At 65.8% G+C, this 19,666-nt stretch carries 14 protein-coding genes, 1 pseudogene and 1 CRISPR repeat array; of the genes and pseudogenes, 9 read left to right on the top strand and 6 right to left on the bottom strand.

The annotated features are described in order from the left end of the window. Positions 1–14 precede the first annotated feature (14 nt). The 6 genes from cas7e to FJ694_RS22390 all read left to right on the top strand — a co-directional run bounded on the left by cas7e (position 15) and on the right by FJ694_RS22390 (position 11,540). On the top strand, positions 15–1,082 hold the full coding sequence (gene cas7e / locus FJ694_RS22415) for a type I-E CRISPR-associated protein Cas7/Cse4/CasC (protein ID WP_157269546.1): 1,068 nt from the start codon (positions 15–17) through the stop codon (positions 1,080–1,082). 7 nt (positions 1,083–1,089) lie between these two features. After that, positions 1,090–1,863 carry a type I-E CRISPR-associated protein Cas5/CasD gene (gene cas5e, locus FJ694_RS22410; protein ID WP_157269545.1) on the top strand — a complete coding sequence of 258 codons (774 nt, stop codon included), beginning with the start codon at positions 1,090–1,092 and terminating at the stop codon, positions 1,861–1,863. Beyond that, entirely contained in the window at positions 1,860–2,567 is a 708-nt protein-coding gene (cas6e, locus tag FJ694_RS22405; protein ID WP_157269544.1) for a type I-E CRISPR-associated protein Cas6/Cse3/CasE, read from the top strand. The genes cas5e and cas6e overlap by 4 nt, the downstream gene beginning before the upstream one ends. 19 nt (positions 2,568–2,586) lie before the next feature. After that, positions 2,587–3,501: a type I-E CRISPR-associated endonuclease Cas1e gene (cas1e, locus tag FJ694_RS22400; RefSeq protein ID WP_157269585.1), complete on the top strand. Its 915-nt coding sequence runs from the start codon at positions 2,587–2,589 to the stop codon at positions 3,499–3,501. Continuing rightward, positions 3,482–3,778: a type I-E CRISPR-associated endoribonuclease Cas2e gene (gene cas2e / locus FJ694_RS22395; RefSeq protein WP_157269543.1), complete on the top strand. Its 297-nt coding sequence runs from the start codon at positions 3,482–3,484 to the stop codon at positions 3,776–3,778. The genes cas1e and cas2e overlap by 20 nt, the downstream gene beginning before the upstream one ends. Positions 3,779–3,861: 83 nt before the next feature. Continuing rightward, a CRISPR array of direct repeats spans positions 3,862–10,359; the repeat unit is 29 nt; unit sequence GTATTTCCCGCACGAGCGGGGATGAACCG. Positions 10,360–10,445: 86 nt separating this feature from the next. Further along, a complete protein-coding gene (locus FJ694_RS22390; RefSeq protein ID WP_157269542.1) occupies positions 10,446–11,540 on the top strand; it encodes an IS110 family RNA-guided transposase in 1,095 nt (364 codons plus the stop codon). Between the two features lie 661 nt (positions 11,541–12,201). On the opposite strand, the gene FJ694_RS22385 is transcribed toward FJ694_RS22390, so the two are convergent. The 3 genes and pseudogenes from FJ694_RS22385 to FJ694_RS22375 form a co-directional block, all read right to left on the bottom strand. After that, positions 12,202–12,777, bottom strand: coding sequence for a ProQ/FINO family protein (locus FJ694_RS22385; protein WP_157269541.1), 576 nt, complete (start codon positions 12,775–12,777; stop codon positions 12,202–12,204). Between the two features lie 82 nt (positions 12,778–12,859). Next, a pseudogene (locus tag FJ694_RS22380) lies at positions 12,860–13,579 on the bottom strand (winged helix-turn-helix domain-containing protein). A 139-nt stretch (positions 13,580–13,718) separates the two neighbouring features. After that, positions 13,719–14,483: a DUF7673 family protein gene (locus FJ694_RS22375; protein ID WP_157269540.1), complete on the bottom strand. Its 765-nt coding sequence runs from the start codon at positions 14,481–14,483 to the stop codon at positions 13,719–13,721. 246 nt (positions 14,484–14,729) lie between these two features. On the opposite strand from FJ694_RS22375, the gene FJ694_RS37815 reads away from it, so the two are divergent. Both FJ694_RS37815 and FJ694_RS22365 read left to right on the top strand, forming a co-directional pair. Further along, entirely contained in the window at positions 14,730–16,427 is a 1,698-nt protein-coding gene (locus tag FJ694_RS37815; RefSeq protein WP_157269539.1) for a sensor domain-containing diguanylate cyclase, read from the top strand. A 231-nt stretch (positions 16,428–16,658) separates the two neighbouring features. After that, on the top strand, positions 16,659–16,853 hold the full coding sequence (locus FJ694_RS22365) for a hypothetical protein (protein WP_157269538.1): 195 nt from the start codon (positions 16,659–16,661) through the stop codon (positions 16,851–16,853). Positions 16,854–16,913: 60 nt separating this feature from the next. Here FJ694_RS22365 and FJ694_RS22360 read toward each other — a convergent pair whose 3' ends face one another. After that, on the bottom strand, positions 16,914–17,225 hold the full coding sequence (locus tag FJ694_RS22360; RefSeq protein WP_157269537.1) for a hypothetical protein: 312 nt from the start codon (positions 17,223–17,225) through the stop codon (positions 16,914–16,916). Positions 17,226–17,362: 137 nt separating this feature from the next. After that, positions 17,363–18,052: a hypothetical protein gene (locus FJ694_RS22355; RefSeq protein WP_157269536.1), complete on the bottom strand. Its 690-nt coding sequence runs from the start codon at positions 18,050–18,052 to the stop codon at positions 17,363–17,365. Between the two features lie 346 nt (positions 18,053–18,398). On the opposite strand from FJ694_RS22355, the gene FJ694_RS22350 reads away from it, so the two are divergent. After that, positions 18,399–18,581 (top strand): hypothetical protein, encoded by a 183-nt coding sequence (locus FJ694_RS22350; RefSeq protein ID WP_157269535.1) that lies wholly within the window; start codon positions 18,399–18,401, stop codon positions 18,579–18,581. A gap of 46 nt (positions 18,582–18,627) precedes the next feature. Here the strand turns inward: FJ694_RS22350 and FJ694_RS22345 are convergent. Next, positions 18,628–19,666, bottom strand: a 1,039-nt coding sequence (locus tag FJ694_RS22345; protein ID WP_310735060.1) for a DNA polymerase domain-containing protein, incomplete at its 5' end; no start/stop codon positions are given.

The raw sequence follows: 19,666 nt of genomic DNA, 5'->3' as shown, positions 1-19,666 counted from the left end.
TGGAGGAAACAACCATGTCCCGCTTCGTCCAGATCCACATCCTCACCAGCTACCCGCCGGCCAATCTCAACCGCGACGACACCGGCCGCCCCAAGAGCGCGCTCATGGGCGACTCCATGCGGCTGCGCGTCTCCTCGCAAAGCCTCAAGCGCGCCTGGCGCACCTCGGACCTGTTCGAAGGCGCCCTGGCCGGCCATGTCGGCACGCGCACGAAGAGCATGGGCAAGGAGGTGTTCAAGGCGCTGAAGGCGGGCGGCATCAACGAGAAGCTGGCGCGGGAATGGGCCAAGCAGATCGCCGAGCGATTCGGCAAGCTCAAGTCCGAGAAGAAGACCGAGAACGATGCGGACCTGGAGATCGAGCAGCTCGCGCACTTCAGCCCCGAGGAGAAGGACGCGATCGACCGGCTGGTGCAGCGCCTCGTCGAGCAGCGCGACGCCCCGCCGGCTGAGGACGAGCTGAAGCTGCTGGTCAAGCCGCGCCGCGCCGTCGACATCGCCATGTTCGGCCGCATGCTGGCCGATGCCGCGGAGTTCAACGTGGACGCCGCCGTGCAGGTATCGCACGCCGTCACGGTGCACAAGGCCCCGGTGGAAGACGACTACTTCAGCGCCGTGGACGACCTCAACACCCGCGAGCAGACCGGCGCGGGCCACATCGGAGAGCGCGGCTACGGCGCGGGGCTGTTCTACCTGTACCTGTGCATCGACCGCGAGCTGCTCCAGGAGAACCTGGGCGGCGACGCCGCGCTGGCGCAGCGCGCGCTGGCAGCGCTGGTGGAGGCCGCCACCAAGGTGTCGCCCACCGGCATGCAGAACAGCTTCGCCTCGCGCGCCTACGCCGCCTATGTGCTGGCCGAGAAGGGCGACCAGCAGCCGCGCTCGCTGGTGCAGGCCTTCTACAAGCCCGTGGCCGCGTACGGCCAGGACAATGACATCCTGGCCAAGTCGGTCAGCGCGCTGACCAAGCGCTGCGACAACTTCGACAAGGTCTACGGCCCCTGCGCCGACGCGCGCTGCAGCCTGGACGTGGAGAAGGGCGAAGGCTCGCTCGAAGCGCTGGTGAAGTTCGTGAGCGAGTGAGGCGGCGATGGAGCTGCTTCTCTTCCAGCTCCAGGCGCCGCTGGCGTCCTGGGGCGAGCCGGCGGTGGGCGAGTTCCGCGGCACGGCGGAGTATCCGTCGCTGTCGGCGCTGCTGGGGTTGCTGGGCGCGGCGCTGGGCGTGCGCCGCGACGACGAGGCCGGGCAGGCCGCGCTGCGCGACGGCTACCGCTTCGCCATCGGCGTGCAGAGCGTCGGCGAGTTGCTGCGCGACTACCACACCGCCCAGGTGCCGCCGCGCACGGCGCTGAAGAAGCGTCCGCACACCACACGCCGCGACGAGCTGCGCGTGCCCAAGCCGGAGCTCGCCACCATCCTGTCCACCCGCGACTACCGCCAGGACGCCGCCTGCCTGGTGGCGGTGCAGGCGCGCGATGGCGCGCCTCATACGTTGGCTCAGCTTGCCGATGCGCTGCGCCAGCCGCGCTGGATGCTGTGGCTGGGCCGCAAGAGCTGCCCGCCGGCCGCGCCGCTGTGGCCGCGGATCATGGAAAGCACGTCACTGCGGCAGGCCTTCGAGCAGTACCTGACGGACCTGGAGGCGGCGCTGCGCAAGGCCATGGGTGACCATGCCCCACCGGACGGCGAGCCGCTGCCTGATGCGCCCGCAAGAGTACAGCGCATCGCTTTCGAAGACGGCATGGACGCCACGCTGCAGCCTGACCTCAGCACCGTGCGCAAGGACCGGCTCATCCGCCGCCGCGGCTGGCAGTTCGGCGACCGCATCGAACACCTCGTTTTTCTCGAAACGGAGGCGCCATGACGCCGTATTTCAGCGTTCTGATGCCCGAGGAGGGCCGCGAGCGCGCCGCTGCGCAGGCCTGGCTTGATGGGGCCTATGCCGAGCACCAGTGGCTGTGGAAGCTCTTTGCCGCGCCCGAAGGTGTGCCGCGCGACTTCCTGTACCGGCGCCGCGACGTGCGGGGCTGGCCGCGCTTTCACCTGCTGTCGCAACGCGCGCCGGGGCCTGCGCCTGACGGCTGGCAGCTGCAGACCGCCGTCTATGACCCCGATGTTCGCCCGGGCGACCGCTTCCGCTTCGAGCTGCGGGCCAATCCGACCATCATGCACAAGGCCGAGGGCGACCGCCGCTCAAAGCGGCACGACGTGGTGATGGATGCCAAGCGGCAGCTGCTAGCGGCGCGCGGGCTGCAGCGCTGGCGCGACTGGAGCGACGACGACCCGGACAAGCCGTCGCTGTACACGCTGGTGCAGCAGCACTGCGGCGCGTGGCTGCGCCAGCGTGCCGGGCGCAACGGCTTCGAGCTGGACGAGGACACGTTGAGCATCGAAGCTTTCGAGCAGCATGAGCACAAGCGCGGCGCGCTGCGCTTCACCTCGGTGGACTTCAGCGGCGAACTGACCGTCACCGATGCCGAGGCCTTCGGCGCCGTGCTGCGCAACGGCCTAGGCCATGCCAAGGCGTTCGGGTGCGGGCTGCTGCTGGTGCGGCGCATCGTGGACTGACGCCTTGAACACCCCGCCGTTGCTCCCCCCGCTGCGCCCCATCCCCTTGAAGGAGCGCATCTCCGTTGTCTTCATCGAGCGCGGCGAGGTGGACATGCTCGACGGGGCTTTCGTGGTGGTGGACGTGACGGGCATCCGCACGCATATCCCCGTGGGCGGCGTCGCCTGCATCATGCTGGAGCCCGGCACGCGGGTGTCGCACCGCGCCGCGGCGCTGGCCGCGCGCGTGGGGACCTTGCTGGTGTGGGTGGGCGAAGCCGGCGTGCGGCTGTACTCGGCCGGGCAGCCTGGCGGCGCGCGCGCCGACCGGCTGCTGTACCAGGCGCGGCTGGCGCTGGACGAGGGGCTACGGCTGAAGGTGGTGCGCAAGATGTACGCCATCCGTTTCGGCGAGGAGCCGCCGGCGCGGCGCAGCGTGGACCAGCTGCGCGGCATCGAGGGCGTGCGGGTGCGGCGCACCTACCAGCTGCTGGCGCAGAAGTTCGGCGTGAAGTGGAGCGGGCGCGACTACGACCCAGCGTCCTGGGACACCTCCGACCTGCCCAACCGCTGCCTGTCGGCGGCCACGGCCTGCCTGTACGGCGTGGCCGAGGCGGCGGTGCTGGCCGCGGGCTATGCGCCGGCGGTGGGTTTCATCCACACCGGCAAGCCGCTGTCCTTCGTGTACGACGTGGCCGACGTCTACAAGTTCGAGACAGTGGTGCCAGTGGCGTTCAAAGTGGCGGCATCGAACCCAGTGGGCAACCCGGAGCGCGCGGTGCGGCTGGGCTGCCGCGACGTATTCCGGCAAACGAAGCTGCTGGAGCGCATCATTCCGGACATCGAGACCATGCTCGCGGCCGGTGAGATCGCGCCGCCGCCGCCCGCCGCCGACGCCGTGGGGCCGGCCTTTCCTGACGCGAATGGTCTGGGGGATGCTGGTCATCGTGGTTGAGAATGCCCCGCCGCGGCTGCGCGGGCGGCTGGCGGTGTGGCTGCTGGAAGTACGTGCGGGGGTGTATGTCGGCAACTATGGCCGTCGCGTGCGCGAACACATCTGGAGCCAGGTGGAGGAAGGGCTAGAGGACGGCAACGCCGTGATGGTGTGGCGCAGTCCGGCTGAAGCCGGTTTCGAGTTCCGCACGCTGGGCAACAACCGACGCATGCCGGTGGATTTCGACGGCGTGCAGTTGGTCAGCTTCCAACCCGACGCCGCCGGCGACGCTCCTTAACAACTTGCTCAAAATCAAGCTCACTGATCGGTGGCCTGGGAGGGTGCCGAAAAAGTGAATAAAATCAAAGGGTTGGAGGAAGAGTATTTCCCGCACGAGCGGGGATGAACCGCCAACCGGGGCCGCCGTGATGGCATGGATGAGGTATTTCCCGCACGAGCGGGGATGAACCGCGCCTGAGCCGGATGATCCGCAACGGCGACTTGTATTTCCCGCACGAGCGGGGATGAACCGTCCGGCGCGCGCCACATGAAGCTGCAGGAGGCGTATTTCCCGCACGAGCGGGGATGAACCGTCCTGGACCTTCGTTTCTTCACCGACGCCGTGGTATTTCCCGCACGAGCGGGGATGAACCAGCCGCAGGAATTCAGCCAGCGGTATGCCGATGTGTATTTCCCGCACGAGCGGGGATGAACCGGCCCTTATGCCGTCCTTGCCCGCCGCGACAATGTATTTCCCGCACGAGCGGGGATGAACCGTCAACTGCGGCCTTGGGTTGCATGCCGGCAAAGTATTTCCCGCACGAGCGGGGATGAACCGTGGCTTTGATCGTGACTGAGCGGCCCTTCGGGGTATTTCCCGCACGAGCGGGGATGAACCGCCTCGCGCCGCGCTGGTGATGGCTTCGAGCTCGTATTTCCCGCACGAGCGGGGATGAACCGTGCAGGCAGCGCGGCACAGGCGGCCGTGGATGGTATTTCCCGCACGAGCGGGGATGAACCGGCTGCCCTGGCCGCCAAGGACAACGCTGACGTGTATTTCCCGCACGAGCGGGGATGAACCGTTTGCGTAGGTGCTGGCGGTGGTGGGTTTGGCGTATTTCCCGCACGAGCGGGGATGAACCGTACATCGCCAAGAACATCGACGACGCGGGCGCGTATTTCCCGCACGAGCGGGGATGAACCGGTCAGCCATCACGCCTTCCCTCGCGGCTGCTTGTATTTCCCGCACGAGCGGGGATGAACCGTCGCCCCAATCGGCGTCGCTGCCGTCAAGCTCGTATTTCCCGCACGAGCGGGGATGAACCGTCCATCGCGTCGAATTTGGTTGCGTCGTCAATGTATTTCCCGCACGAGCGGGGATGAACCGTCGGTGCAGTGGGCGGAGGCACGGGGCTACGCGTATTTCCCGCACGAGCGGGGATGAACCGAAGTTCCACGACGCGGAGGGTGCATGAGCGAAGTATTTCCCGCACGAGCGGGGATGAACCGCCCATTCCGGCCCCCGCTTACAGACGGCCGATGTATTTCCCGCACGAGCGGGGATGAACCGCCGGTCAGCTTGCCGTCCTCGCCCTTGCAGACGTATTTCCCGCACGAGCGGGGATGAACCGCGATACCGGTGACACCGTAGCGATCGCCGCCGGTATTTCCCGCACGAGCGGGGATGAACCGCCCATGTTGCGGATCACCTCGATCAGCATCACGTATTTCCCGCACGAGCGGGGATGAACCGAAATCGGCGGCCCGACAGGCACCAGGCCATTGGTATTTCCCGCACGAGCGGGGATGAACCGGTCAGCGTCTGCGGCGGAGCGGCGTACTCGAAGTATTTCCCGCACGAGCGGGGATGAACCGCCTTCCAGGCTCTTGATGCTGTCAGCGGTATGGTATTTCCCGCACGAGCGGGGATGGAACCGCGGTTGGGGAACAGCGCCGAGCCCAGGCTACTGTATTTCCCGCACGAGCGGGGATGAACCGTCCTTGATTTTGCTGTGATGCCGTAACTGGTGGTATTTCCCGCACGAGCGGGGATGAACCGCCCGGCTGGCTCATGTTCGGCGGCAACTACGGGTATTTCCCGCACGAGCGGGGATGAACCGGTCAGCACCCTCACCGGCCTCGCCCTCAACTGGTATTTCCCGCACGAGCGGGGATGAACCGCTCAACGAGGCTCTCCAGGTCAACAGCGTTCGGTATTTCCCGCACGAGCGGGGATGAACCGCACGACATCACCATCAGCGCCGAGGAGTTGGCGTATTTCCCGCACGAGCGGGGATGAACCGAGATGCCCATGGACGCCGGCCAGCAATACACGGTATTTCCCGCACGAGCGGGGATGAACCGTATGCGCGCAGATGAATCATTCCCAGGGAATAGTATTTCCCGCACGAGCGGGGATGAACCGTCCATGCTGCGCGGCGAGTGGCAACTCAACGGGTATTTCCCGCACGAGCGGGGATGAACCGGCGAAGCGGTGGACGGTGCGCTCGATGACCTGGTATTTCCCGCACGAGCGGGGATGAACCGGCCTCGCCGTGGAAGAGCCGGCGCAGGCCGAGGTATTTCCCGCACGAGCGGGGATGAACCGGCCGACCAGGACGAGGAAGCCCGCACGCTGGGGTATTTCCCGCACGAGCGGGGATGAACCTTGGTTGATATACGCCTCATGTACTGTGGGTAAGTATTTCCCGCACGAGCGGGGATGAACCGACCGGGTGGATGAGTTCATAGGGAACCAGCATGTATTTCCCGCACGAGCGGGGATGAACCGACGTGGCCATGGACGAAGACATCTACTCGTACGTATTTCCCGCACGAGCGGGGATGAACCGTCGGTGACCCAAGGGCCGTCGTCCTTTGACTTGTATTTCCCGCACGAGCGGGGATGAACCGAAGCCATCAGGCCCCACGGGCTGGCCCATCGAGTATTTCCCGCACGAGCGGGGATGAACCGCGGCCAGGAAAACTCGACTCGAAGGGGTCAGGGTATTTCCCGCACGAGCGGGGATGAACCGTGCCCGACCGGCCCGGGCGCCCCGACTTACGAGTATTTCCCGCACGAGCGGGGATGAACCGGGCGTCGCCACGGCCAGCATCACCATCGGCGCGTATTTCCCGCACGAGCGGGGATGAACCGGCGCTGCAGAGCCCAATCAGCTTCACCAAGGTGTATTTCCCGCACGAGCGGGGATGAACCGTCCGAGCTGGACATCAGCGAGGCCATGCGGTTGTATTTCCCGCACGAGCGGGGATGAACCGCCACGTCGAAGAACTCGGCCATGAACTGCGAGGTATTTCCCGCACGAGCGGGGATGAACCGGCCGACAACATGCTGACCCAGATGCCCGTCATGTATTTCCCGCACGAGCGGGGATGAACCGGGTTCGCAGCCAGGACTGAGCCCACCGATTGGGTATTTCCCGCACGAGCGGGGATGAACCGCCGCGAATGCAGCCGGCGTGATCTTTCATGCGGTATTTCCCGCACGAGCGGGGATGAACCGGATGGCGCGGGTCTGCTCGCGTCGCTGAAATCGTATTTCCCGCACGAGCGGGGATGAACCGCCCATGGGCACACGGGCGTTGGGCGGTGTGAGGTATTTCCCGCACGAGCGGGGATGAACCGCGCACGCTGCCGTCGTCGGAGCCGCGCTCCTTGTATTTCCCGCACGAGCGGGGATGAACCGACGGGCTCACCGCTGATCGATGCTGGCGTGGCGTATTTCCCGCACGAGCGGGGATGAACCGCTCACAGCACGTCCACCGCCATGTTGAGGAACGTATTTCCCGCACGAGCGGGGATGAACCGCAGCGCAGCATGTTCTGAGGAAACCGACCATGGTATTTCCCGCACGAGCGGGGATGAACCGCCGCAGGAGTTCAGCTACAGGTATGCCGACGGGTATTTCCCGCACGAGCGGGGATGAACCGCCGGACATCTTCGCGGCCACCTACGAGGCGGCGTATTTCCCGCACGAGCGGGGATGAACCAGTCCACCATCTGCGCGGCCGCGCTGTCGCTGAGTATTTCCCGCACGAGCGGGGATGAACCGCGCGTGCCGGACGCCGAATTGAACCTGTTCGCGTATTTCCCGCACGAGCGGGGATGAACCGTTGCGCCACACGCGCTGCTGGTCCTGGCGGTCGTATTTCCCGCACGAGCGGGGATGAACCGGTGTTGGCTTGTGGCATGGCGTCGTCGTCTCAGTATTTCCCGCACGAGCGGGGATGAACCCAGTGGCACTGCGCCGAGCACATGCCGATGACGGTATTTCCCGCACGAGCGGGGATGAACCGGCCTGGAGCGAGGCGCGCGCCGCGGCCGATGCGTATTTCCCGCACGAGCGGGGATGAACCGCCCGCAAACACGGCGATTGCCACGAGTGGCGTGTATTTCCCGCACGAGCGGGGATGAACCGCCCGCTCGCGGCGGGCTCTGTTTGCGGTGTGCGTATTTCCCGCACGAGCGGGGATGAACCGCATTTCCTGTAGCAGTCGCGTGACTAGAGCGCGTATTTCCCGCACGAGCGGGGATGAACCGGACTTCTCCAGCGCCATGGAGCTCACGCCCTGGTATTTCCCGCACGAGCGGGGATGAACCGGGACTATGAGCAACATCAATTGGAACGAGGACGTATTTCCCGCACGAGCGGGGATGAACCGGGAGCGCCGCCGCACCCATCAGTTCGGTGAAGGTATTTCCCGCACGAGCGGGGATGAACCGCCGTTCGCATCGCACCACGCTTCAAACGCGGCGTATTTCCCGCACGAGCGGGGATGAACCGCTCCCGGCTTCCCCGAGCACCGCGATAACACGGTATTTCCCGCACGAGCGGGGATGAACCGCCACCGTGGCCTGCGGCCTCGGGTGGCTGGCGGTATTTCCCGCACGAGCGGGGATGAACCGGACCAAGGATGACCCCCGAAGAATGGCAGCGCGTATTTCCCGCACGAGCGGGGATGAACCGCCTTGGCCGCCAGCGTGCGCAGCGTGGCGCCGGTATTTCCCGCACGAGCGGGGATGAACAGCCTGCGGGCTGGTGGATGCCGGAGAGTTTGAGGTATTTCCTGCACGAGCGGGGATGAACCGGTGGAGATTTCGGCAGACCCCGAACTCCTGAGGTATTTCCCGCACGAGCGGGGATGAACCGGCCCTGCTGGGGCACGCCAGCGACAGCGCCGCGTATTTCCCGCACGAGCGGGGATGAACCGTAGGACAGCTGCTGCTGCGGGTTGGTGGCCCAGTATTTCCCGCACGAGCGGGGATGAACCGGCCAGCTTCAGTGCTGCCCGCGACGCGGCCAGGTATTTCCCGCACGAGCGGGGATGAACCGGGCTACTGACCACCATGGCCGACCACGCCAAAGTATTTCCCGCACGAGCGGGGATGAACCGGCCCCGCTCACCGCTGCCCCTCCTGCGCCGCGGTATTTCCCGCACGAGCGGGGATGAACCGCACCTCGTCAGGCAACTCGTAGAGTCGGGCCTCGTATTTCCCGCACGAGCGGGGATGAACCGGCCGGACGGATACAGCGCATCCGCCAAGAGCGGTATTTCCCGCACGAGCGGGGATGAACCGGTCACGCGGGCCGACCCGCTGGCCTCGCAGATGTATTTCCCGCACGAGCGGGGATGAACCGCCCTCGGTCTTGCGCGCGATCTCCAGCAGCGCGTATTTCCCGCACGAGCGGGGATGAACCGTGCTGGTCGTGTCGCTGCACCAGAGTGGCGGCGTATTTCCCGCACGAGCGGGGATGAACCGCGGACCTGGCGCTCGCCGCCCTCGCCGCCGCCGTATTTCCCGCACGAGCGGGGATGAACCGCCCTGAGCATCGCCAGCCCCGCGAGCCGGCCCGTATTTCCCGCACGAGCGGGGATGAACCGGAGTTCCTGGCGCAGACGCTGAACCCCGTGGACGTATTTCCCGCACGAGCGGGGATGAACAGTACACCGTGTTGTCGGCGTACGCGGCCAGGATGTATTTCCCGCACGAGCGGGGATGAACCGTCGGCCGAGAGCAACGCCGGCACCTACGACGCGTATTTCCCGCACGAGCGGGGATGAACCGACATGCCGAACACGATCCTTACCCATCAGATGGTATTTCCCGCACGAGCGGGGATGAACCGACGATGCTGGTGATCGACGAGGCCGGCGTGATGTATTTCCCGCACGAGCGGGGATGAACCGCAACTGTTCCACGCCGGCAAGCAGATCGAAAAGTATTTCCCGCACGAGCGGGGATGAACCGGCGGTGGAGGCTGTCACGCAGGGCATCAAGAGGTATTTCCCGCACGAGCGAGGATGAACCGAGCTGACACGTCTTGAAGCCCGCCGCACGGAGGTACTTCCCGCACGAGCGGGGATGAACCGTCGGCCTTGTCCTCGTCCGAAGCCAGGCGGCCTTATTTCCCGCACGAGCGGGGATGAACCGGGGCACCAGGGGCTCGTGATTCGCGGCGAGATGTATTTCCCGCACGAGCGGGGATGAACCGGCCAGCAGCACCTGCTGGTCCGTGATGTCCTTGTATTTCCCGCACGAGCGGGGATGAACCGAGCTCAACCCGTTCTGAGCAGCGCCAGCCCTGTATTTCCCGCACGAGCGGGGATGAACCGGCTTCAGGTATCTGCGTTTTGAGCACGCACGAGTATTTCCCGCACGAGCGGGGATGAACCGGCGCTGGCGGTCTTGCACTCCAGCACGCCGGCGTATTTCCCGCACGAGCGGGGATGAACCGTAGCGGGCCAGGTCGAAGGCGCCGGCCTCGATGTATTTCCCGCACGAGCGGGGATGAACCGGTGGATACGCAGCAGTATTCGGACGGCCAGTGGTATTTCCCGCACGAGCGGGGATGAATACGAAGGGACTTCCCCAGTCCTTGGTCGGTGTCGAGGCACCAAGATTGACAGGCGGAACGTCAATCTGAATCTGGAAAGGGGAAGCCCATGACAGAGGTTACACGAGCAGCAATCGCCCGGGTAGGCGTGGATTTGGCCAAGCGGGTCTACCAGGTGCATGCGGTAGATCGCTACGGTCGTGTGGTGCTGGTCAAAGCGTTCTCGGTGGAGCGCTTCTACGCGTGGTGCAGCACGTTGCCAGCGGGTTGCATGGTGGCGATGGAGGCCTGTGGCGGTGCGCACCATGTAGCGCGCCGGCTCCAAACCATGGGGCTTGATGCACGACTGATCGCCGGCCATTTCGTGACGCCGTACCGCATGGCAGGCAAGAGCGGTAAAAACGACGCCAACGATGCGGCAGCAATTTGTGAGGCTGCTGGGCGGCCGCAAATGCGATTCGTGCCGATCAAGACTGCTGAACAGCAAGGGCAGGTCACGATCCATCGTTTGCGTGAAGGCTATAAGCAGGAACGCACTGCCTGCATCAACCGCATTCGAGGCTTGCTCAGGGAATTTGGTTTGAGCGTCGCACAAAGTCCCAAGGAGTTGCGACTGGCCTTGCCAATGTTGATTGAAGATGCCAGCAATGAGCTGCCTGGTGTGGTGCGCATGGCACTGCAGCAGGCCCACCTGCACTGGATAGACATTGACGTGCAAATCGCTTGGTGCGATGAACGCATTACAGTGCACGTACGCAGTGATAAGCGGGCCGGAATGGCTGCAGAAATGCTTGGCGTAGGGAAGCTGGCAGCTTCCGCTGCGGTCGCCATCGTGGGCAACTTTGCACAGTTTCGTAATGGACGCCAATTTGGCGCATGGCTGGGCTTGGTGCCAAGCCAAAACTCTACCGGCGGCAAGGCCAGCTTAGGCCGAATCACCAAGCGTGGCGATGATTACTTACGAACGTTATTGATCCAGGGCGCCAAATCAGCTGTCAGAACGGCACACAAGCGCCAGGATCGTCTCAGTCAATGGCTGGTGCAGTTGAATGAGCGCGTAGGCTGGCAAAAGGCGGCCGTGGCCTTGGCCAATAAAAATGCGCGCATCATGTGGGCGATATTTACGCGAGGCGTGGCGTTTGACCCCAATCATGTATCGATCGCGCCACACGAGCGTGCTGCACTGGATGCAGCAGCGAGTTGAAATAACACCTGGTAAATCACGGCAGCAAATCATTATTCCTCAGTCAGACGTGCGAGCGTAGATACCACCACAGGTCAGACCGGCAGCAGGCAAGCTCGGAAATTCGTATGAGGCGGGTTCTTGAACCCGACCCCGCGGGATGAATGGAGCCCTGCTGAGCGGTTCGTATCTGGGGCGCCGGAAAACCAATGCCGGCACAAGCCCGACTGTAGATGTGCAGTCTGTGCCTCGATGGTGGCCGTCTTCATGCACTCGCCAGTTCCGACTGCGGAAGGAATAGGCTTGGGTGAAGCAATGAAGTAATCAATCAAACCTCTTGACGCGTGGGGAAGTCCCTGTAGAACCATCACGGCGAGTTCTTCCCCTTCGACCAAGCGTATTTCCCGCACGAGCGGGGATGAACCGCTGGGCTGCGACGAGCACTGACCGACGACGAAGCATTTCCCGCGTGAACGGAGATGAACCGCCATGAGCGACGAGCAAGCCAAGCCCGCGCGCGTATTTCCCACGCGTGTGGCGCTACGATTTGGATGAGAGGCTATCACCTTGATTGAGGCGCACCACCCGGCGTCGCGCACTGGCCGCAGTCAATAGTCTTGCTTGAGCAGGTCCACACGCCAGCCCGCGTCCTTGTTGGGTGACCTTTCCTGCACTGCTCTAATCATGTCAGTTCCTGTGGAACAGCTGCAACTGCTCGCCGCTTGTGCAGTTTCTTGAGGGCGTGGGCCACCTGCTCAGGCGTGACCTCGCCTGCGACTTCGCCCGCCAAGTTGAAGCGCGGCCCCCCGCCAGCGAGCGCTTCGACGTAGGCATCCGAGGCGGCCCATGCGGAAAGGCCGGGCTTGAGCGGGATGGTGCCCAGCGGAAGACGCCCCGCTTTGCGCTCGGCATCGAGCACCTTGCCGGTGCCGATGGCCATGGGCCGCGCGCTGGTGAACAGGGCCGGGTAGTGCTCGGCCAGCACGCTCAAGGCTGCGGCGGCCTTGACCGCCAGGCGTCGGCGGCGTTCAGCGGCGCTCAGGGGCTCCTGCACGGGCTTGGCAGGCGCTGCGGGTGCAGCCACGGGCGGCTGGGCGGCGTCGGCTGGGGTGTGAGCGGCTTCAGATCGGGACTTGAGCTTGAACACCGGCCTGTCGCTCTTCGGTTCAGTGCTGGCCACCGCTGGGGTGGTCGGCGGCTGCACGTCGGCGACGATCACGACTCGGCGCTTGCGACGGACGATGGGTTCGGAAGCCATGGGCGTTGTTCAGGTCTTCGGGCACGCTCTCGGTGCCGCGTCTGGTTCACGTTGCCAGTTTGCCGGCGTCCTGGCCCTCGGCCTAGGCCTCGGCTTCGCGCTTGTCGTCGTCGGGGTGCAGCGCGAAAAGGTAGCCCACGCCGCGCACGGTGATCACGCGGCGGGGATTGCGCGGGTCGTCCTCGATGAGGGCGCGGATGCGCGAGACGTGCACGTCGATGGAGCGGTCGAAGGCTTCCGGCGCGTGGCCCTTGAGGGTGTCTGTGATCTGGTCACGGGTCATGACGCGCCCGGCATGCTGCGCCAGGACGCGCAGCAGGTCGAACTGGTGGGGGGTGAGCTCGACTTCCTGGCCATCGAGCCGGGCCTTGTGCGCGCCCAAGTCGATCTCCAGCCTGCCGAAGCGCAGCGTCTCTTCCGCGGGCGCGACGGGCTGGGCGCGCAGCAGCAGCGCCTTGATGCGCGCCAGCAGCTCGCGCGGCTCGAAGGGCTTGACCAGGTAGTCGCCGGTGCCGAGGTCCAAGCCGACGCTGCGCTCCAGCGGCTAGCCGCGCGTGGTGAGCATCAGCAGCGGCAGGCGCCGCATTCGGCTGTCGGCGCGCAGCTCGCGCGTGAGGTCCAGGCTGTCGCCATCGAGCAGCATGAAGTCGAGCACCAGGGCGTCGAAGTTCTCCATCAGCAGCCGGCGCCGTCCTTCGGAAAAGGTGGTGGCGAGATCGACATCGAAGCCGGCGTTGCGCAGGTAGTCGGCCACCATGGCACCCAGGCGCGCATCGGCGTCGATCAGTAGCAGTCGGGGCATGAAAGCAAGAGCGCTCTTGGGCGCAGTAGGCAACCCAAAAGCATAGCCCCGGCCGCGGCCCGTTCCGCGCCGGTGCTCATGCGGGGGCTCGGCAGCGTGCTTTGCTGGGGCGGCTGTCGAAAATCTTGGGCCTTGCATCTCAGCGATTGTTCTTGAGCAGCTGCACGAGCTCGACCGCCTCCTTGGCGAACGGCCCTGATGGGTCGATCCGCTCCGCGAGCCCCTTGGCTGCAACCTTGAGCCGGCTGACGTCGAGCATGTGCCAGGTCCTGGCCAGTGCCTCGAATTGCACGCCGCCGTTGGAAAAGTAAGTGTGCACCTCCTGCGTCCGGCAGCGAGCGTCCATGCGCAGCAGCCGCATGCAGTCCTCGAACACGTCGGCATCCAGGCAGCGCAGGGATGCGAGGTCGAAGGGAAACCGCTGCCCGTTGTAGAGGCTCAGCAGGAAGCGCGCAATCCAGCTGCCTTGGCTCGACTGGCCCTGCGCGACCTGGAACAGCCGCTTGAGCGCGTCGATGCCCGCCTGCTCCATGGCGGCCTCGCCGCCGCTCACTGCCCCGAGCGGCCCGGACCCGGCAAAGCGCCGTGCCTGCAGTGAGTGCAGGGCTTCGGCATCGGTCAGCGCCGCGGCCGGGTCGCGCTTGTCGTCGTCGAGGATGCGGCCGCGCAGTGCGTAGGTGGTCTCGGGGTCGTGCACCAGCGCCTGCGCCGCTTCGCGATAGTCACGGGCGGTGAAGTCGAACGCCGGCGCGGCAGCCCGCACCCTGCCAGCATTGAAATCGCTCACCAGCTGCTCGAAGGCCGGCAGATGCTCTTGGGGTACTTCCAGCGTGACCTTGACGGTGGGGCAGGGGGGTGCGTCGTTGGTAGATCCCATCAAGGGAAGTTTCCTTTTGGAGTCCATGGGCGCCGGCGGCGCTGCCGTCCCGGCATGCAAAGGATGCCAGGGCAGCGGTGCCCGTACGTGCAGGGATGTCTGGCAAGCATCACTACGCTGATGGTGCGCAGGCGCTGCGAACTTTCTATTTCGGCGCAGGCGATGTCTGCTGCCGCGGCATGTCGAAGTTGTGCAGTTTTGCGCTGTTCCAGGCGCCTCGGTACGCGCTGGCTGCCTGTTCTTCGGGCCGAGTGACGCTGACAACTCCGGCACGTGCTGTACTCCGAGGTTTTTCCTCCAAACAGTCCGATGCATCGCCTGGCATTGCTGCGAGTCAACGCAGTGCTCGCCTTCCTGAAGCTGCGTGCCCAAGTCATGGCGCGGCCGGTCCTGGTACTGGGCCTGCTGGCGTGGTCCGGGGGCGCAATGGCTGCACTTGCGTTTCCCGTGGCGCTACAAGGCGCCTGGACGGATCTTTCCCGAAGCCCTGTGCAGGCCATCGAACGATTACCGACCACCGGGGGCACGTTCGAGCACGAGGCCACCCTGCTAATCGCTCGCGGCGGCCGCTACGTGATCGACTTTCGCCACGGCGCCATCCTGGGGCGCTTCGAGCACCGGCTTCTGGACGAGCAAGGCAGGGTCGTGGCCCAAGCCAGCGGCGGGCTGACGTCCTCCGATCCAGGCCCGTTCTTCCTGCGCCATGGCCGCGAGTTCGAACTTGCGCCGGGACACTACCGGCTGCTGACCCGGCTGGAGTCGCCCTACTTCATCACGCCGCCCCAGCCTTACGTCGATACGCTGGACCACTACCGGCAAGCCATCAAGCCGGGCAACGCGCTGACGCTGCTGTGCCTGGGCGTGTTCATCGGGCTGGGCGTCTTCTATGCAGTGCTGGCCGTCGCGCGCCAGCGCTGGACCGAAGGGCTGTACGCCGCGTTCATCGCCGGCAACCTGCTCTATAACGCCAGCGGACTGGGCGTGGCGCATGAACTGCTGGGCATCCGCTGGTTCCACCTGAGCAGCGCGCCGATCCTGCTGTCCAACATGGCGTACGTCGGCTTCGTGATGGCGCTGCTGCGGCTGCGCACGACGGCACCCGGTCTCTACCGCCTGGGACTCGTTGTTTTGCTAGTCATGGCGAGCATGGCCGCAGTTGCCGTGTGGTGGCCCAACTGGGCCATGGAGCTGTGCCGTGCAGGCGTCGGCGCGTTCCTCGCCTACGGCTTGGCCGCGGGCATCCTGCGCGCGCGCGCTGGCGACCGGCTGGCACGATCCTATCTTTGGGCCAACGTCGGCTTTGCCATCACGGGATCGGTGGCCATCACGCTGGGCGGCATGGGCGAGCTCAACACCATCGTGGTGGAGCACGTGGGACTGGTGGCGGTGACCATCGAGGTGCTGCTGCTGTCGCTGGTCCTGGCATTCCAGTTCGGCGAGATGCAACGCGCGACCGTGCAGGCGCTGGCCAGGGCACAGGCGAACCTGCGGCTGGCGCATACCGATTCCCTCACGGGACTGCCCAACCGGCATGCCTTCACGGACGGGCTGCGCACGCTGCCTGCGCAGGCCAGCCTGACGGCCATCGATCTCGACGGCCTCAAGGACTACAACGACCGACATGGCCATGCGCAAGGCGATCGGCTGTTGCGCGCGTTCGGCGCCGAGCTGGCACGGCGGCTGGACGACTGCGCCATTCTGCACCGGCTCGGTGGCGACGAGTTCGCCGTGATCGCCCCACGTGGAGACAGCGCCGCCGTGGAGAAGGCTGTCTCCGCCGCAGTGCAAGCGCTTCGCCGTGAGGGCTTCGTCAATGCCGGTGCCAGCTGGGGGACTGCGCATCTGAGCGAAGTCGCCAGCGTCGATGAACTGCATCAGCTTGCCGACAGCCGCATGTATGAGCACAAGCGCCAGGGCCGAACCGGTCGCAGCTCAAGCTCCAACGCTGCGTCCCATGTGCGGGTGCAGTAACGCGGCTTGATGGTTCCACTGGGGAACCGTCGAGACTGTGGTTCGAGCGTTGGCTGTACGCGGTAGAGCTGAGGCAAGTCGCGAAGGCCAGGGGCAGCAACAGCCACCGGCCTGATCCCGTAGCTGAAGGGCACTGCCGCGGCGTGTCGCCGACGCGACGCGTCAACGCTGTGTAATCGGATTCGGCGCCAGTTCGGGTGGCGTTGACAAGAGTTGCAGGAGCTGAGGGAGATGTCGCTGTTGAGGGTGGTTTTCAGGCGCGGCCAGGTCGTGAGGAAGTCGAAATTCGACAACCTGGGCGAGTCTTCGGTCGATGCGCTCAAGCGGGTCGAGGCCGAATGCGACTGGAGCGACGCCGCGCTGCGGTTTGCCGAGCTGGCGCCGAAGCCGCATCAGCCCAAGGAGCCGCCGGCCTGCAGCGCCTGAGTGCTTCGGGCTCCATTGCTGCGGCGGCTTGATCAGCACCGAGCCCGGCATGCCGTGCCTTCAGGCGTGCCCCGGCGCGTAAGAGAAGCCGCCGCCGTGCTCTATCTCCAGGCGCGTTTCCTCAAGCAGGTCCTCCTGCACCGGGTCCGGTGCGCCGCCTCCGCTGCGGTGCGCCCGGTACCAGGCTGCAATCAGCAGCACCACAAGCGGCTCATCCCCATCCACGATCTCGCCGAGATCCAAGGCACTGGCCTCGCAGATCGCCGCGATGGGTGCCATGGAAAAGCGCACGCGGCCATTGGCCACATCACGCGACAGGCGCAGGTCCGCGAACTCGACGCCTTCCGGGATCGTTACACGCAGCTCTCTCACGGCATCCCTCCCCAAGTTGCCATGCCGTGATGTTCGTCCCTCGCTGGGGACTTGACCGGCAGGGCCATGGAAACCCCTGCCCCCGAAGATCAGTCCGGCAAAGCGGCGGGCAGGGTGGTTTCAGGCTGAGGAAGCAGTCAGGACGCGGCGGCCTCGGCGCCCGGCGTGTCAGTGGCCGGCGGCGCCTCGGGCGCAGCGGCGGATTTCGCGCCCGCGGCATGTGCAGGACCGTTCCCGCCGTTGGCAGCAAGCGTCTTGCGCGCGGCCTTCTTGCCCGTAGCTTTCTTCGCCGGAGCTTTCTTGGCAGCTGCCGTCTTGGCGGATGCCTTCTTCGCTGCGGGTGTCGCGGCGTCAAGCGCCTCGGCCGACTGAGCAGCATCTGCCGTCGCAGCCTGGGTGCGCGTCTTCTTCGCAGGCGCCGGCGCTGGAGCCGGTGCCGCAGCGGCCTTCCTGGCCGCCGGCGCAGCCGTCTTGGCGCCGCGCGGCGCACGGCCTTCGTCCATGCCGAAGCGCTTGGTGGCCTTGGCGTCGGTCGTGACCAGATGCGCGCCCTTGGGCGTCACGGGCTGCTCTAGGCGCACCGCACCGTTCTCATTCATCTTGGCCAACGTCTGTGCCAGCTTGGCTACCGCGCGGGCGAGCTGCTTGACCGTCTTGGCTCCCACCGCGAGGTTGGCCAGGTCGATCTTCGTGCGGAACGTGGCTGCGACAGCCGCTGGCTGCACGGCCTTCTTCGTCGCCGCTTTCTTGGCAACGGGCGCGGCCTTCTTGGCAGCGGCTTTTTTGGCGGCTACGTTCTTGCTGGCGACGGTCTTCTTGGTCGGCATCGTAGGTTACTCCCTCAACGGAACGAACGGTGTTGTGACAGCCGGGATTATTGACGCGGCATGTCGCGTGTCCCTTCGAGATCCCAGGTGAACAAGCGGGCTGGGCCTTGAGTGCTGCATTGCCGAGTACCGCTGAGGTGTGGCGAGCAAGGCGGGACTGATCGGCTGCTGTGCCCAAGCCAATACAGCGCGCAGTACATTGGTCGTGTCCGAAGTGCTTCAGAAGGCGCCCATGAACCGATCCAGTAGCCCCGTTGGGATGATGCTGCAGTTCGCGTTTGGCCCGGGTGTCCCACGCGCCGGGCGATCCAGCGGTCCGTCAACCCTTGCCGGCGATGACAGTGCGTTGGAGGCGTCGCCCCAGATGCTGGCGCTGGCCGCCGCCGCCAGAGCCTGGTGGGAGGCCGGCCGGCCCGACGGCTGGTCGCTGGAGCAGCACCTGGCCGACCCCGCCGCTGGCTGCAGCGATTCGGCGCAGGAGCGGGCATTGGCTGTAACCGTCGCGCAATGGGTCAGGCCAGGCAACTGAAGCTGCTGCATGCCTTGGGCCGAAGCGGCCGTCGAGCAGGCCTGGATCAGAACAGGCTGGGATTCGGGTCGATCAGCTTGGCGAAGTCGTCCTGCAGGAACGGCAGGATGGCGTCGGCCACGGGCTGGAGTTGGCGCTCGATGTAGTGGCGGTAGTCGATCGGCGCGCTGCGCAACTCCAGCGGCTGCGGGCCTGAAGTCGTCATCATGTAGCTGATGCGGGTGCGGTTACTGCCCTGGTACTGCAGCACGCGTCCGAGCCGCTTGTCGTTCTCTTCGGCCATGCGCGCCGCGCGCACGTGCGGCGGCACGTTGCGCTGGTAGTCGTCGAGCTCCCGGCGCAGCCGCTTGCGGTAGACCAGCAGCTCGTCCATCTCGCCGGCCAGGGTGCGGCGCACGAAGTCGCGCACGTAGTCCTGGTGCGGCTGGCGCTGGAACACCCGCAGGTAGAGCTGCTGCTGGAACTGCTGCGCCAGGGGCGTCCAGTCGGAGCGCACCGTCTCCAGCCCCTTGAAGACCAGATGCTCGCTGCCGTCGTCGCGTGTGACCAGGCCCGCATAGCGCTTCTTGCTGCCCTCCTGCGAGCCGCGGATGGTGGGCATGAGGAAGCGCCGGTAGTGCGTCTCAAACTGCAGCTCCAGCGCGCTGTCCAGGCCGAATTCCGATTTGATGTGGTCGTGCCACCACTGGTTGACGTGCTGCGCCAAGCCGCGGCCGATGCACGCCGCGTCGGCCTGGCTGTGCTCGCGCCCCAGCCAGACGAAAGTCGAGTCGGTGTCGCCGTAGATCACGCGCCAGCCCTGGGCCTCGATCAGCTCGCGCGTGCTGCGCATGATCTCGTGGCCCCGGCGCGTGATGGAGGCCGTCAGGCGCGGGTCGCAGAAGCGGCAGCCGCGCGTGCCGAGCACGCCGTAGAACGAGTTCATGATGATCTTGAGCGCCTGGGACAGGGGTGCGTTGCCCTCGCGCTTGGCGGCCTCGCGGCCCTGCCAGACCTGCTCGACCATGGCGGGCAGGCAGTGGCGCGTGCGCGAGAAGCGCGCGCCGTCGAAGCCGGGCACCGAGCCGCTTGCGTCCGCGCCGTGC

Origin of the sequence: Azohydromonas aeria, from assembly GCF_009760915.1 — a bacterium.
Taxonomy (GTDB): domain Bacteria; phylum Pseudomonadota; class Gammaproteobacteria; order Burkholderiales; family Burkholderiaceae_C; genus Azohydromonas; species Azohydromonas aeria.
This window is presented reverse-complemented; position numbering and strand designations above follow the sequence as displayed.

Coding starts and splice junctions, on each gene's coding strand:
- cas7e (WP_157269546.1), top strand. CDS start 15: ATGTCCCGCTTCGTCCAGATCCACATCCTCACCAGCTACCCGCCGGCC.
- cas5e (WP_157269545.1), top strand. CDS start 1,090: ATGGAGCTGCTTCTCTTCCAGCTCCAGGCGCCGCTGGCGTCCTGGGGC.
- cas6e (WP_157269544.1), top strand. CDS start 1,860: ATGACGCCGTATTTCAGCGTTCTGATGCCCGAGGAGGGCCGCGAGCGC.
- cas2e (WP_157269543.1), top strand. CDS start 3,482: ATGCTGGTCATCGTGGTTGAGAATGCCCCGCCGCGGCTGCGCGGGCGG.
- FJ694_RS22390 (WP_157269542.1), top strand. CDS start 10,446: ATGACAGAGGTTACACGAGCAGCAATCGCCCGGGTAGGCGTGGATTTG.
- FJ694_RS22385 (WP_157269541.1), bottom strand. CDS start 12,777: ATGGCTTCCGAACCCATCGTCCGTCGCAAGCGCCGAGTCGTGATCGTC.
- FJ694_RS22375 (WP_157269540.1), bottom strand. CDS start 14,483: ATGGACTCCAAAAGGAAACTTCCCTTGATGGGATCTACCAACGACGCA.
- FJ694_RS22365 (WP_157269538.1), top strand. CDS start 16,659: ATGTCGCTGTTGAGGGTGGTTTTCAGGCGCGGCCAGGTCGTGAGGAAG.
- FJ694_RS22355 (WP_157269536.1), bottom strand. CDS start 18,052: ATGCCGACCAAGAAGACCGTCGCCAGCAAGAACGTAGCCGCCAAAAAA.